Source organism: Bradyrhizobium sp. 604_D8_N2_3, assembly GCF_051810765.1.
Lineage (GTDB): Bacteria > Pseudomonadota > Alphaproteobacteria > Rhizobiales > Xanthobacteraceae > Bradyrhizobium > Bradyrhizobium barranii.
Genome location: NZ_JBPWPM010000001.1, coordinates 2,915,410 through 2,929,024, shown reverse-complemented (window position 1 = coordinate 2,929,024; position 13,615 = coordinate 2,915,410). Strand labels below are relative to the sequence as shown.

General features: G+C 64.9%; 13 protein-coding genes. 8 read left to right on the top strand and 5 right to left on the bottom strand.

Translation table 11 applies throughout. The features are described 5' to 3' along the window. The first annotated feature begins 10 nt into the window (after positions 1-10). Together AB7245_RS13985 and AB7245_RS13980 are read left to right on the top strand one after the other, a co-directional pair. Positions 11-1,084 (top strand): malate/lactate/ureidoglycolate dehydrogenase, encoded by a 1,074-nt coding sequence (locus AB7245_RS13985; RefSeq protein WP_071915764.1) that lies wholly within the window; start codon positions 11-13, stop codon positions 1,082-1,084. A gap of 167 nt (positions 1,085-1,251) precedes the next feature. Then, a complete protein-coding gene (locus AB7245_RS13980) occupies positions 1,252-1,893 on the top strand; it encodes a suppressor of fused domain protein (RefSeq protein ID WP_071915765.1) in 642 nt (213 codons plus the stop codon). A 200-nt stretch (positions 1,894-2,093) separates the two neighbouring features. Here the strand turns inward: AB7245_RS13980 and AB7245_RS13975 are convergent, their stop codons facing one another. After that, complete coding sequence (locus AB7245_RS13975; protein WP_063984708.1) at positions 2,094-3,167, bottom strand: tartrate dehydrogenase; 1,074 nt, start codon at positions 3,165-3,167, stop codon at positions 2,094-2,096. Between the two features lie 159 nt (positions 3,168-3,326). On the opposite strand from AB7245_RS13975, the gene AB7245_RS13970 reads away from it, so the two are divergent. Both AB7245_RS13970 and AB7245_RS13965 read left to right on the top strand, forming a co-directional pair. Continuing rightward, positions 3,327-4,103 carry an SDR family oxidoreductase gene (locus AB7245_RS13970; protein WP_085403946.1) on the top strand — a complete coding sequence of 259 codons (777 nt, stop codon included), beginning with the start codon at positions 3,327-3,329 and terminating at the stop codon, positions 4,101-4,103. A 115-nt stretch (positions 4,104-4,218) separates the two neighbouring features. Next, positions 4,219-5,637 carry an amidase gene (locus AB7245_RS13965; RefSeq protein ID WP_135215960.1) on the top strand — a complete coding sequence of 473 codons (1,419 nt, stop codon included), beginning with the start codon at positions 4,219-4,221 and terminating at the stop codon, positions 5,635-5,637. Between the two features lie 53 nt (positions 5,638-5,690). Here the strand turns inward: AB7245_RS13965 and AB7245_RS13960 are convergent, their stop codons facing one another. From AB7245_RS13960 to AB7245_RS13950, 3 genes are all read right to left on the bottom strand, one after another. After that, positions 5,691-5,873: a hypothetical protein gene (locus AB7245_RS13960; RefSeq protein WP_135215961.1), complete on the bottom strand. Its 183-nt coding sequence runs from the start codon at positions 5,871-5,873 to the stop codon at positions 5,691-5,693. Between the two features lie 197 nt (positions 5,874-6,070). After that, positions 6,071-7,180, bottom strand: a complete 1,110-nt coding sequence (locus AB7245_RS13955) for an amino acid ABC transporter permease (RefSeq protein ID WP_085403948.1) — start codon at positions 7,178-7,180, stop codon at positions 6,071-6,073. A gap of 2 nt (positions 7,181-7,182) precedes the next feature. Next, positions 7,183-8,370 carry an amino acid ABC transporter permease gene (locus AB7245_RS13950; protein WP_085403949.1) on the bottom strand — a complete coding sequence of 396 codons (1,188 nt, stop codon included), beginning with the start codon at positions 8,368-8,370 and terminating at the stop codon, positions 7,183-7,185. Between the two features lie 87 nt (positions 8,371-8,457). On the opposite strand from AB7245_RS13950, the gene AB7245_RS13945 reads away from it, so the two are divergent. The 4 genes from AB7245_RS13945 to AB7245_RS13930 all read left to right on the top strand — a co-directional run bounded on the left by AB7245_RS13945 (position 8,458) and on the right by AB7245_RS13930 (position 12,506). Then, positions 8,458-9,330: a MurR/RpiR family transcriptional regulator gene (locus AB7245_RS13945; RefSeq protein ID WP_135215962.1), complete on the top strand. Its 873-nt coding sequence runs from the start codon at positions 8,458-8,460 to the stop codon at positions 9,328-9,330. 3 nt (positions 9,331-9,333) lie between these two features. Beyond that, complete coding sequence (locus tag AB7245_RS13940; protein WP_085403951.1) at positions 9,334-10,683, top strand: aspartate aminotransferase family protein; 1,350 nt, start codon at positions 9,334-9,336, stop codon at positions 10,681-10,683. Positions 10,684-10,695: 12 nt separating this feature from the next. Continuing rightward, on the top strand, positions 10,696-11,709 hold the full coding sequence (locus tag AB7245_RS13935; protein ID WP_063984716.1) for an amino acid ABC transporter substrate-binding protein: 1,014 nt from the start codon (positions 10,696-10,698) through the stop codon (positions 11,707-11,709). 158 nt (positions 11,710-11,867) lie between these two features. After that, complete coding sequence (locus AB7245_RS13930; RefSeq protein ID WP_085403952.1) at positions 11,868-12,506, top strand: aspartate/glutamate racemase family protein; 639 nt, start codon at positions 11,868-11,870, stop codon at positions 12,504-12,506. Here the strand turns inward: AB7245_RS13930 and AB7245_RS13925 are convergent. Further along, positions 12,503-13,150, bottom strand: a complete 648-nt coding sequence (locus AB7245_RS13925) for a TetR/AcrR family transcriptional regulator (protein WP_063984718.1) — start codon at positions 13,148-13,150, stop codon at positions 12,503-12,505. The genes AB7245_RS13930 and AB7245_RS13925 overlap by 4 nt on opposite strands. Positions 13,151-13,615: the final 465 nt, after the last annotated feature.

Sequence of the window (13,615 nt, the reverse complement as noted above, 5' to 3'; positions counted from 1 at the left end):
AGCAACAACAATGGCCGACTATCGCACCATCAAGGCAGAGCCGCTCACCAACGTCGTCCGTGCCATCGTCAAGGCGGGCGGGTCTACGGACCGCGAAGCCGAGCTCGTGTCCACCAACCTCGTCGAGGCCAATCTTAGAGGACATGACTCGCACGGCGTCGGCATGATCCCGCGCTATGTCCAGAGCGTCACCACGGGCGGCCTCGCCGTGAACGCGCACGTCAAGGTCGTGCTCGACACCGGCCCGCTTCTCACCCTCGATGGCCTCACCGGCTATGGCCAGGTGATCGGCCATGAAGCGATGGAGCTGGCGGCAGAGCGCGCCAAGCGCAACGGCGTGTGTCTCGTCGGCCTCTCCAACTCGCACCACATCGGCCGCATCGGCCATTGGGCCGAGCAGTGCATCGACCACGGGCTGGTCTCGATCCACTTCGTCAACGTGATCTCGCGCCCGATCGTGGCGCCGTGGGGCGGCAGCGATGCGCGCCACGGCACCAACCCGTTCTGCGTCGGCATCCCGCGCAGGGGCAAGGACCCGATCGTGCTCGACTTCGCCACCAGCAGGATCGCGCAGGGCAAGACCCGCGTCGCCCACAACAAGGGCGTCGAACTCGAGCCTGGCACCATCATCGATAATGAAGGCAAGCCGACCACCAACCCGCGCTACACCGTGATCCCGCCGCACGGCGCCATCCTGCCGTTCGGCGAGCACAAGGGCTCCGGCCTCGCACTGGTGTGCGAAATCCTCGGCGGCGCGCTCTCCGGCGGGCAGGTGGTCAAGGGCCCGTCCGACGGCAAGTACAACGTCCTCAACGGCATGCTCTCGATCGTCATCGACCCGAACAAGCTCGGCACCGGCGACAACCTTGCGAGCGAGGTCGAGAGTTTTGTTGCCTGGCACACCGGCTCGCCGCCCGCTCCCGGCGTCGACAAGGTGAAGATCGCCGGCGATCCCGAGCGCGAGACCAGGAAGAAGCGTCTGGCCGAAGGCATTCCGGTCGACCCGACCACCTGGCAGGAAATCCTGGAGGCCGGGACGAAGTTCGGGCTGGATCAGGCGGCGATCGAGAAGATCGCGGGCTAGTCGGGAACGAAGCGCATCGCTGAGAATAGCCCGGCCAAGTGCACTATCGCGCAACGAGGTCTGGACTAAAGCGAAGCATCACCGCACTCGTGGAACGGATTTGAACCGGCCCGCGTCGTCTCGCGACAACGCGGATATCCCGGTCCACATCCGCCCTCGAGGTTCACATGTTCTCCCGTCTTGCAAAGCTCATGTCCGGCTCGAGCGAGCCGTTACCCGAAACCGACTTCTACCGGCACCGGCTCGCGATCTATGAAAGCGAGCTGGGCGAGCCCGAGCACAGCTTCACCGACAGCGCGGAGCGCCGCATCGACATCCACGCCTTTGGCCGCGATTTCGTGCCGGTGTGCGAAGAGGGATCTGACGAAGGTTATGTGCTTCTGACCAACGGCATGAGCGAACAGCGAATGCCGGGGGTGCATGGCGACGCAAAGCCACGTGCCGAGCTGATGTGGTATGTCCGGGAGCCGACAGAGGAGGTTTGCGCCAATCTGCGCTGGCTCGCCAATCTGCCGTTCATCGACACGACCTGGTTCGGTTTTGGTCATCACGTCGCGCTGCCGTGTCCGCCGGTTGCAGGAACGGACTTCCAGACGTTCCTGTTTCTCACACCGATCATCGGCCCCGATAAGCAGATCGCCGAGGCGCTGGAGATCGCGAGCGATCCCGTGGAGATCCTGACCGTGAACCTGATCTCGCATCAGGAGCTCGGGCTGATCAAGTCCAGGGGGCTCGATCCGTTTCTCGATCTACTCGACGAGAACGACTATCCGCCGATCTTCGATCCAACGCGGAAATCGTATGTCTAGGGTGCGCCAAAAACACCGCTGCCCTTCCCTTCTCCCGTTGTGGGAGAAGGTGGCGCGAAGCGCCGGATGAGGGGTTCTCTCCGCGAAGAAAAACTTCTCGGACGGGAGGCCCGTCTCTGCGGAGACAGACCCCTCACCCGCCTCGCCGCTACGCGGCGAGCCACCCTCTCCCACAAGGGGAGAGGGGAAGATCTGCCGCCTCAATCCACCATATCCGCAACCGCCTTGCCGCAGGCGGTGGTGTCGGCGTTGCCGCCGAGATCCTTGGTGCGGAGCGTGCGTTCGGCGAGCGTGCGCTCGATCGCATCGACGATCGACTTGCCGGCTTCCTTCTCGCCGAGGTGCTCGAGCATCATCGCGCCGGACCAGATCGCGCCGATCGGGTTGGCGATGCCCTGCCCCGCGATGTCGGGTGCCGAGCCGTGCACCGGCTCGAACACCGAGGGGAAATCGCCCTCGGGATTGATGTTGCCTGATGGCGCGATGCCGATGGTGCCGGTGCAGGCCGGGCCGAGATCGGAGAGGATGTCGCCGAACAGATTCGAGCCGACCACGACGTCGAACCAGTCCGGATGCAGCACGAAGTTCGCGGTCAGGATGTCGATGTGGTACTTGTCCCACTTCACGCCCGGAAACTTCTTCGCCATCGCCTCCACGCGCTCGTCCCAATAGGGCATGGTGATGGAGATGCCGTTCGACTTGGTCGCCGAGGTCAGGTGCTTCTTCGGCCGCGACTGCGCGAGCTCGAAAGCGAATTTCAGGATGCGGTCGACGCCGATGCGGGTCATCACCGTCTGCTGCGTCACGAACTCGCGGTCGGTGTCCGGGAACATGCGGCCGCCGACGGAGGAATATTCACCTTCGGTGTTCTCGCGCACCACCCAGAAATCGATGTCGCCGGGCTTGCGGTTCGCCAGCGGCGACGGCACGCCGGGCATCAGCCGCACCGGGCGCAAATTCACGTATTGGTCGAACTCGCGGCGAAACTTGATCAGCGAACCCCACAGCGAGACGTGATCCGGAATCTTGGCCGGCCAGCCGACGGCGCCGAAATAGATCGCGTCATGCTTGCCGATCTTTTCCTTCCAGTCGTCGGGCATCATCTGGCCGTGCTTCTCGTAATAGTCCCAGGACGAGAAGTCGAAATGGTCGAAATGCAGGGACACCCCGTGCTTCTTCGCCGCTGCCTCGAGAACGCGCAGGCCCTCGGGCATCACTTCCTTGCCGATGCCGTCGCCGGGAATGACTGCAATCCGGTACTGTTTCTTGCTCATCGAGAACGTCCTTGGTTGGTCCGGCAGCCGCCGCCTTTTTGACCGCACTGCAATGGACCAAACTCGGCAGCAGTGCAACGCTGCACTGCAATGTTGACCGTGGCGCGGCCGAGCGCCTACTGGTTTGATCCTGATGTTCCCACCGAGCGAGTACCCTTCATGGATCTGCATCTGCGTGGCAAGCGCGTCCTGATCACGGGCGCGTCCAAAGGCATTGGCGCAGCCGCCGCCGAGGCGTTTGCCGAGGAGGGCGCAAACCTCCTGCTCGCCGCCCGCAGCGGCGACCAGCTCAAGGCGCTGGCGGACCGTCTGCGCTCCGCGCACCAGATCGATGCCGCGACGAGCATCGTGGACCTGCGCAAGGCCGAGGATTTGGCGCGGCTCGCGACGGAAGCCGCCGATATCGACGTGCTCGTCAACAATGCCGGCGACATCCCCGGCGGCTCGATCGACAAGATCGACGAGGCGACCTGGCGGCACGCCTGGGAATTGAAAGTGTTCGGCTACGTCAACCTGACGCGGCAGATCTACGCGCAGATGAAGGCGAAGGGCGGCGGCGTCATCGTCAATGACATCGGCGCGGCCGGCGAAAAATTCGACGCCAATTACATCTGCGGCAGCGCCGGCAACGCCGCATTGATGGCCTTCACCCGCGCGCTCGGCGGCAAGAGCCTTGCCGACAACATCCGCGTGGTCGGCATCAATCCCGGCCCGGTCGGCACTGATCGCCACGTCACCCTGCTCAAGACGCGGGCAAAGCACCAGTTCGGCGATGAGAGCCGTTACAAGGAATTCCAGAAGAGCCTGCCGCTCGGCCGGCCCGCGCATGCGCGCGAGATCGGCGATCTCATGGCGTTCCTGGCGTCTGATCGCGCCGGATATACGTCGGGGGTCATCTATACCGTGGATGGCGGCATCAGCGCGGGCTGGGGTTAGTTTTTTCCCGTCATTGCGAGCGCAGCGAAGCAATCCAGAAATGCATCCGCTGTGGCAGTTCTGATTGCTTCGCTGCGCTCGCAACGACGAATGAATAAGCACAGGAGTAAAATAGTTGTCTCAAGACCTGATCCGAGAAACGGCCTGCACCGTCGTCGACAAGCTGCGATCCGGCGACGTCTCGCCGCTCGAGCTTCTGGATGTGCTGGAGAAGCGCGTCGGTGAGGTCGACGGCAAGGTCAACGCACTGCCGACGCTATGCTTCGATCGCGCGCGGGACAACGCCAAGGCGCTGATGCAGAAGCCGGCCGGCGCGCGCGGGCTGCTCGCGGGCCTGCCGGTACCGATCAAGGACCTGACCGATGTCGCGGGCGTGCTGAATACGCAGGGTTCGCCGATCTTCAAGGACAATGTGCCCAAGCAGTCCGATCTCATGGTCGAGAACCTCGAAGGCAATGGCGCGGTCGTCTACGCCAAGTCGAACACACCGGAATTCGGCGCTGGCGCCAACACGTTCAACGAAGTGTTCGGCGCGACGCTCAATCCCTGGGATACGACGAAGTCTGCGGCCGGCTCCTCCGGCGGCGCGGCGGTGGCGCTGGCCACCGGCATGGCCTGGCTCGCCCAGGGCTCCGACATGGGCGGCAGCTTGCGCAGCCCCGCGGCCTTCTGCGGCGTGGTTGGCATGCGGCCGAGCATCGGCCGCGTCGCGCATACGCCCAAATCGGCGATCGACCGCAATCTCGGCGTGGTGGGGCCGATGGCGCGCAACGTCGAGGATCTTGCGCTGCTGTTGGATGCCATGAGCGGCGACTATGCGGACGACCCGCTGTCGCTGCCGGCGCCTGCGACCTCGTTCCTGTCGGCGGCGCAGTCAGGCAAGAAGCCGAAGCGCATCGCCTATTCGCCCGATCTCGGCATCACGCCGGTCGATCCAGAGGTCAAGGCGATCACGCGCAAGGCCGCGGAACGCTTTGCGGAGGCCGGCGCGATCGTGGAGGAAGCGCATCCGGACTGGCGCGAGGCGCATGAATGCTTCCACGTCCTGCGCGCCTTCGATTTCGCGATCACCAAGGCCAATCTGCTGCGGACCAAGCGCGACCTCCTGAAGCCCGAGGTGATCTGGAACATCGAGGAAGGCCTCAAGCTCACCGTCGAGCAGCTCGCGCGCGCCGAGGCGCAACGCGTCGGCATGACCGCGCGCGCGATCGAGTTCTTCAAAAACTACGACCTGCTGTTGACGCCAACCACGATCGTGCCGCCCTTCCCGATCGAGCACCGCTATGTCGCCGAATGCGCCGGCAAGAAGTTCGAGAACTATGTCGAATGGCTCGGCATCGTCTACGCTATCACGCTCGCCTGCTGCCCGTCGCTGTCGCTGCCCTGCGGCTTCACGGCGTCTGGCCTCCCGGTCGGCGTACAGGTCGTCGGTGCCCCGCGCGCGGATGCGCAGGTGATCGCCGGCGCGAAGGTATTGGAAGATATTCTGGGTCTGCGCGGCTCCACGCCGATCGATCCCAAGGTGAAGGCCTGACGCGGGCCGCACGGCGGAGGCTTGGCCGTCCCCCGCCGTGCGCCGGTCAGACCTTAGTCGTTCGCTTTCGGCCCGCCGTGATACCGATGCGCATCGTATCCGGCCTCATCCGTTGGAGCGGCGAAGGCGAAGGAGTTCGGATGCGTTTCCGACATCTGGGCGGTGGCCGCCGAAGCCATGTGCGAGTGATTCATTGCCTCGTGGGCAGAGGCGGCGGAGCAAAGCGCGACCAGCATGGCCGACGCTGCGAGAACTGATTTCATCATGATGTGACGTGCCTCTTGTGAGTGCCACCAGCAAATTGCAGATGGATCTCGCCGCGTAGGATTGCCAGTTTGAATCCAGGCACGCGATATAGGCGCGGCATAAGCATTTCGCGCTCCAGTATGGGCTTCCAGCGCTTCTGGCCCGCTCCCGCGGCGGGGAAAGCCGCTCACCTCGAGGCGGTATTCGCCTCCAGGCCGCGACTGTACCGCGACATCGCAAAGCAAAACACAAAGTAGATCGCGGCAACGAAGATGTAGACCTCGACCGAGAATTGCTGCCAGGCGGGATCGATGATCGCGGTCTTGGCCGTCGTCAGCAGGTCAAAGATGCCGATGATCAGGACCAGGCTGGTGTCCTTGAAGAAAGCGATGAAGGTGTTGACCAGCGGCGGGATGACGTGGCGGATCGCCTGCGGCAGGACGATCAGGCGATGCTTGCGCCAGTAGGACAGCCCCAGCGCATCGGCGGCCTCATATTGCCCGCGCGGCACGGCCTGGAGGCCGCCACGGATGACTTCGGCAAGGTAGGCGCCCGCGAACAGGATGATGGCGATCTGCGCGCGCAACAGCTTGTCGATGTTGAATCCACTCGGCATGAACAGCGGAAACATCACGCTCGCCATGAACAACAGACTCACCAGCGGCACGCCGCGGATCAGCTCGACATAGAGCACCGAGAGCGAGCGGATCGCCGGCAGCTTTGAGCGCCGGCCGAGTGCGACCAGGATTCCGAGCGGGAAGCCGAACGCGAGACCAAACGTCGCCAGGATCAGCGTCACCGGCAATCCGCCCCAACGGTCCTGCGACACAAAGGAGAGCCCGAACACGCCGCCCCACATCAGTACGCTGATCAACGCGAGCGCGCCGATCCAGATATAGGCCAGCTCGCGCCGCCACAGGGCGCGGCGGGTGGAGAGATAGAACAGCGCGATGAACAGCACCACCGACAGCGCCGGCCGCCACTGCTCGTCGAACGGATAGGTGCCGAACAGGATGAAGCGATATTTTTCGGGGATGATCGCCCAGCAGGCACCGAGGCCGCGCGCGGCGCGGCAGGCGCTGGAGTCGTTTGCCGGCGTGAGCCACACGGCATTCGCGATGCCCCACTGCACGAAGCTGAAGATGCCCTTGGCGAGGATCGCCAGCAGCACGACCGAAAGAACGGCGTTGGGAATCGACGAGAACAAATTGGTGCGCAGCCAGCGCAGCACCGGATTGCCCATCTGCGGGCGGCGGGCAGCGCGCGGGGCGTCCGGAATGTCGGTGATCGCCGTCATGATCAGCGCTCCACCAGCGCGATGCGCGAATTGTACCAGTTCATGAAGAAGCTGATGCCGAGGCTGATGGTCAGGAACACCGCCATGATCAGCGCGATGGCCTCGATCGCCTGCCCGGTCTGGTTCAGCGTGGTATTGGCGACAGACACTACGTCTTGGTAGCCGATCGCAACCGCGAGCGAGGAGTTCTTGGTCAGGTTGAGATACTGGCTCGTCATCGGCGGTACGATGACGCGCAGCGCCTGCGGCAGGATGATCTGGCGCAGCATGAAGCTGCGGCGCAAGCCGAGCGCATTGGCGGCATCCCATTGTCCGCGCGGCACGGACTGGATGCCGCTGCGCACGATCTCGGCAATGAAGGCCGAGGTATAGGTCACGAGCGCGATCAGCAGCGCGAAATACTCCGGCGCGAGCGTCAGCCCGCCGACGAAGTTGAAGCCGCGCAGCTCCGGCCATTCGATCTTCCAGGACACACCAAGCGCCACGGACATTGCCGCCGGCAGCGCGACGATGAGGCCAACCGCAAAGGGCCACGCCGGCCGCGGCTTGCCGTCGCGCATCTGCTGCGCGATCAGCCATCGCCTGATGAGATAGAACACGGCAAGCCCGAGCACGGCTGTACCGAGCACCCAGAGCTGCGGCGAGCCCAGCGGGATTGCCGGCAGGATCAGGCCGCGATTGGACAGAAATACGCCCTCGACCGGCCGCCAGGCCGCGCGCGCGGCCGGCAGTGCCTGCATCAAGACGTACCAGAACAGGAGCTGAAGCAGCAGCGGGATGTCGCGGAGCGTTTCGACATAGACGGCGGCGAGCCGCGACAACAGCCAGTTGGCGGAGAGACGCGAAATGCCGATCAGCGTGCCCAGGATCGTCGCGAGCACGATGCCGATCACGGCGACGCGCAAGGTGTTGGCGATGCCGACGACGAAGGCCCACAGGTACGTGTCTCTCGGATTATAGGCGAGCAGGCTGTCGGCGATCGGCATGCCGGCTTCGCGGCCGAGGAAAGCGAAGCCGGTGGTGATGCGGCGGGCCGAGAGATTGGTGACGGTGTTGGACCAGAGGAAGGCGACAACCCCAAGCACGATCCCGACGACGAGCACCTGCCAGAACAGGCCTTGCAGCTCTCGGCGCCCAAATCCGCCGAAGAAGCGACGGCGGGGCGGCGGTCTCGGACTGTCTGAAGTCACAGCACAAAAACCCTTCTCAAGAGCAACGATTTCCGGCGGCGCACGTCAACTGTTGCACCAATCTGAAAATCGTGCAACAAATGTTTCATGGCCGAGCCCGCGAAATCCTCGCCCTTGAGCGAACTGCGCATTGCGTTGCCATCGCTCCCCCTGCGCCTGCAGGAGGTCGGCCGCTTCGTTGCCGCCAATGACTACGACGCCACCACCCGTTCGATGCGCGATCTCGCCGCCGAGGCCGGCGCCGACCCGGCCGCATTCACGCGGCTTGCCAAGGCCATCGGCTATTCCGGCTGGGACCAGTTGCGCGCGGCGCTCACCGAAGCGCGGCGGCCATCGCAGATCTCACCTTTCTCCGGCCGCGCCAAGAGCCGCCGTCACGGCCCGAACGCCGATGTCGCGCTCGTCACCGACAAGCTCGAGGCCGAGGGCGCCGGCCTTCTGCGCATTCCGGCCCAGCCGATTGCGGATGCAGCCCGCGCGCTGCACGACGCCAAGCGGATCTGGATTGCCGGCTACCGAAGCTGCCGGGGCGTCGCGGAGCTCTTGAACTACGAGCTCCGGCTGTTCCGTCCCGAACAGGTGCAACTCGTCGGTGCATCCGGCCCCGACGATCTCGATCTCGGCGCCTTTCGTCCCGGCGAAGCCGTCATCGTCATCGGCTTCCTGCCCTACACGCATGCGAGCGTCCGTGTTGCGCAGGCCGCCCATCGTGCCGGCGCAGCGCTGATCGCGATCGCGGACAGCCTCTCGGCGCCGATGGCCGAAGGCGCCGACCACGTGCTGCTGTTCGAGGCGGCCTCGTCCCCCGGCTTCTTCCCGAGTCTCACGGGTGCCATCGCGATTGCGCAATCGCTCGCGGCGGTCACATTCTCGCTCGGTGGCACGGCCGCCAAGAAGCGCCTGGAAACCACCGAGGCGCGGCTCGCCGCGGCCTCCACTTACGTCCCAGAGAAAGGTTGACCCATGGCCGCTCGCACCAGCCGCGTGCTGCACCGTTCGTTGCGCGAAACGCCGCCCAAGGCGATCGGCGGCGAAGGCGTCTATCTTTTCGCCGAGGGCGGGCGGCGCGTGATCGACGCCTCCGGCGGCGCAGCCGTCTCCTGCCTCGGCCATCAGCATCCGCGCGTGATCGCGGCGATGACAAAACAAGCCTCGACGCTGGCCTATGCGCACACCGCCTTCTTCTCCTCCGAGCCGGCCGAGGTGCTGGCCGAGACGCTGGTCGGGCATGAACCCGGCGGTCTCGCCTACGCCTATTTCGTCAGCGGCGGATCGGAGGCGATCGAAGCCAGCATCAAGCTGGCGCGGCAATATTTCATCGAAGGCGGCGAGCCGCAGCGGCAGCACTTCATTGCGCGGCGGCAGAGCTATCACGGCAACACGCTCGGCGCGCTCGCCGCCGGTGGCAATGCCTGGCGGCGCGCGCCCTATGCGCCCCTGCTGTCCGGCGCCTTCAGCCATGTGACGCCGGCCTTTGCCTATCACGAGAAGCACGAGGGCGAATCCGATGCGCAGTTCGTGGCGCGACTGGCCGCGGAGCTCGAAGCCGAGTTTCAGCGGCTTGGACCGGACACCGTTGCGGCGTTCCTCGCAGAGCCTGTTGTCGGCGCCACCGCCGGTGCGGTGACGGCACCGGACGGCTACTTCAAGGCGGTGCGTGAGATCTGCGACCGGCATGGCGCCCTCCTCATCCTCGACGAAGTCATGAGCGGCATGGGCCGCACCGGCACGACGCACGCCTGGGAGCAGGAGGGCATTGCTCCTGATATCCAGGCGATCGCAAAGGGCCTCGGCGGCGGCTACCAGCCGATCGGCGCGATGCTCGCGAGCGGCAAGATCATCGACACCATCCGCGCGGGCTCCGGCGCGTTCCAGCATGGCCACACCTATCTGGCGCATCCCCTCGCCTGCGCGGCCGCGCTCGCGGTGCAGGATGTGATCCGCGAGGACCGCCTGCTCGACCGCGTCAAGGAGCGCGGCAAACAGCTCGAGCAGCGGCTGACCGAGCGCTTCGGCAATCACCGCCATGTCGGCGATATCAGGGGCCGCGGCCTGTTCTGGGCGATCGAGCTCGTCGCCGATCGCGCCGGACGCACCTCGTTCGATCCGGCGCTCAAGCTGAACCAGAAGATCAAGGCGGAAGCCTTCGCCAACGGGCTCAGCTGCTATCCCGGTGGCGGTACCGTGGACGGCGTCCGTGGCGACCATGTGCTGCTGGCGCCGCCCTATATCGCTTCGGCTGCCGAGATCGATCTGATCGTCGACAAGCTCGGCACCGCCGTCGACAACGTGTTGCGTAGTGTCAATCACTGAGGGGAGAGTCATATGATGAGGAAAGTGGTTATCGTAGCCGGCATGCTCGCGGCATCGACGGTTGCCGCGTCGGCGGCGACGCTCGACACGGTGAAGAGCCGCGGCACGCTGATCTGCGGCGTCAGCGCCGGCTTTGCCGGTTTCTCCGCGCCGGACTCGCAGGGCAATTACAAGGGTCTCGACGTCGATTATTGCCGCGCGCTCGCGGCCGGCGTGCTCGGCGACGCCAGCAAGGTGCGCTACGTCTCGCTGACCGCGCAGAACCGCTTCACCGCGCTGCAATCGGGCGAGATCGACGTACTCTACCGCAACTCGACCCAGACCTATCTGCGTGGCGTGACGCTGGGCCTCCGCCAGGGTCCGGTCAACTTCTACGACGGCCAGGGCTTTGTCGTGAAGAAGGACCTCGGCGTGAAGGAGATCAAGGATTTGAAGGGTGCGACTGTCTGCGTCGCGCAGGGCACCACGCATGAGGTCACGCTCGGCGATTACGGCCGCGCTAACGGCATCGACTGGAAGCCACTGGTATTCGACCGTGTCGACACCATGTACCAGACCTTCTTCGGCGGCCGCTGCGATGCCATGACCCAGGATGCCTCCGCGCTCGCCGGCGCCGTGACGACCGCGGCGCCGAATCCGGCCGACTACGTCGTGCTGCCGCAGACCATCAGCAAGGAGCCGCTCGGGCCGTTCACCCGCAACGGTGACGAAGTCTGGAGCGACATCATCACCTGGTTGCATTACGGCCTGATCGAGGCCGAGGAACTCGGTGTCACGCAAGGCAATGTCGACGAGATGGCGAAGTCACAGACGCCGGCGGTCCAGCGCCTGCTGGGTGCCTCCGGCGACCTCGGCTCGCGGCTCGGTCTCGACAACAAATGGCTGGTGACGGTGATCAAGGCCACCGGCAATTACGGCGAGATCTACGAGCGCAATGTCGGCAAGGCGAGCCCGCTCAAGCTCGACCGCGGCCTCAACGGCCTCTGGAGCAAGGGCGGCTTGATGTACGCGGTGCCGTTTAAGTAAACGGTGCTTCACCTCTCCCCGCCTGCGGGGAGAGGTCGACCGCGCAGCGGTCGGGTGAGGGGGAGCCTCCGCGAATTCATCCCTCACCTTCAACGTGGATAGAGCCCCTCACCCCGCCCCTCTCCCCGTAAGAACGGGGAGAGGGAGAAGAGACACCGATGCGCATCGCCCTGATCCACGCCCTCAAGCATTCCATCGCGCCGATCGAGGCCGCGTTCGCGAAGGCGTGGCCGGAGGCGCGGCTGATGAACCTGCTCGACGACAGCCTGTCGGCGGATCTGGCCCGCGACGGCGTGCTCAACGATGCCATGACCGAGCGCTTCCTCGCGCTCGGCGACTATGCGGCAGCTACGGGAGCGAACGGAATCCTGTTCACCTGCTCGGCCTTCGGCCCCTGCATCAAGGCCGTCGCGCGCGCACATGCGCCGATGCCCGTGCTGAAGCCGAACGAGGCGATGATCGAGCAGGCCGTGACCATGGGCAAGCGCATTGGCCTGCTCTCGACCTTCCCGCCGACACTGGCCTCGATGCCACCGGAGTTTCCGGCCTCCGCCCAGGTCGTGCCGAAACTCGCTGAGGGCGCGCTGGCGGCGCTCGATCGCGGCGATCGCGCCACGCACGACAGGCTGATTGTCGAGGCTTCAAAGGACTTGCGCGATTGCGACGTCATTGCGCTCGCGCAATTCAGCATCGCGGCAACCGCTCCGCTGGTCGCCGAAGCCACCGGCCGCCCGGTCGTGACGACCCCGGACAGCGCGGTCGACAAGTTGATGAGGCTGCTGAAAGCGAAGGCCTAGGCGCCGGCCTTTTTCCGACGACGCGCATCCTTGATCGCAGCAGCAAGCGCGGCCTTCGTTTCGTTCACAAAGTCCTCGACCAGTTCCTCGCGCGTGGCATGCGCGGCCTCGCCGGTGAACAGGCCCTGCTCGGCCAGCATCACGACGCCATGCAACGCCGCCCAGATCTTGAGGGCTTGCCGTTCGCGCAAGAAGCCGACCGCCGGTGCCTCGAGGGCTTCGATCACCAGCGCAAAAGTCTCGCGCGTGGCGTCGTGCAGCTCGCTGCCCTTCGCCGCGCATGACACGGTGCGGGAAGCGAACATCAGGCGATAGATGCCGTTGCGGCGCAGACCGAAATCGAGCGTCGCCTGCGCCAGCCGCGACAGTTTCGATTGCTTCGACGGCTTCGCCATCGCCTCGCGCAGAAGTGCACTGAGCTGCCGGAACGCCTCCGCCGTCACCGCAGTTAGCAGCGCATCACGGTCGGCAAAATGCCGATACGGCGCCGGCTGCGAGACGCCGAGCTGTTTGGCAAGCGCCTTGATGCTGATCGCCTCGGCACCGCCCTGCTCCGCCTCGCGCAGCGCAGCCTTGATCAAGGCGTCACGGAGATCGCCATGGTGGTAGGTATTCTCCGGCTTACGGACGAGTTGTGAACGCATGTTGCGTCAAGCCTATATGGACTGTCATGCGAATGCTGCGAATACGACGTTAACGAATCCAACAGCTTACGCCAGCCATTCAAATAAAGAATGCGAGACTTGTAAGCCATTAGCTGCGAAACTACGGAGTTCGTCTAGCAAAATTTGCGAAAAACATTCTCACTCCGCCGGAAGCGACGATGCCGCGATCGAAAGGTTCGCACAAACATCTCCTTGCCCAGCGGCCTAAATCAAAGATCGCCGCCAAGTAGCCCAAACGGGGCTCCGTGGATGACGCGCCGATGGCCCTGAAGGCTGTGCGCTTGACCGTGCTCGCGACGTCGCTCGCAAGGACCTCTGCTGTTTCTGGACGACGTCATCCATGCCTCGCTGCTGACAATTCCGCGCTTGACGCGGTCGTCCTTACACCGCAGCCTGCGGGATCAGCCGACTGGCGAGGCCGATGGTGATAAACGAGCCAAGCGG

Coding starts and splice junctions, on each gene's coding strand:
- AB7245_RS13985 (WP_071915764.1), top strand. CDS start 11: ATGGCCGACTATCGCACCATCAAGGCAGAGCCGCTCACCAACGTCGTC.
- AB7245_RS13980 (WP_071915765.1), top strand. CDS start 1,252: ATGTTCTCCCGTCTTGCAAAGCTCATGTCCGGCTCGAGCGAGCCGTTA.
- AB7245_RS13975 (WP_063984708.1), bottom strand. CDS start 3,167: ATGAGCAAGAAACAGTACCGGATTGCAGTCATTCCCGGCGACGGCATC.
- AB7245_RS13970 (WP_085403946.1), top strand. CDS start 3,327: ATGGATCTGCATCTGCGTGGCAAGCGCGTCCTGATCACGGGCGCGTCC.
- AB7245_RS13960 (WP_135215961.1), bottom strand. CDS start 5,873: ATGCTGGTCGCGCTTTGCTCCGCCGCCTCTGCCCACGAGGCAATGAAT.
- AB7245_RS13955 (WP_085403948.1), bottom strand. CDS start 7,180: ATGACGGCGATCACCGACATTCCGGACGCCCCGCGCGCTGCCCGCCGC.
- AB7245_RS13945 (WP_135215962.1), top strand. CDS start 8,458: ATGGCCGAGCCCGCGAAATCCTCGCCCTTGAGCGAACTGCGCATTGCG.
- AB7245_RS13940 (WP_085403951.1), top strand. CDS start 9,334: ATGGCCGCTCGCACCAGCCGCGTGCTGCACCGTTCGTTGCGCGAAACG.
- AB7245_RS13935 (WP_063984716.1), top strand. CDS start 10,696: ATGATGAGGAAAGTGGTTATCGTAGCCGGCATGCTCGCGGCATCGACG.
- AB7245_RS13930 (WP_085403952.1), top strand. CDS start 11,868: ATGCGCATCGCCCTGATCCACGCCCTCAAGCATTCCATCGCGCCGATC.
- AB7245_RS13925 (WP_063984718.1), bottom strand. CDS start 13,150: ATGCGTTCACAACTCGTCCGTAAGCCGGAGAATACCTACCACCATGGC.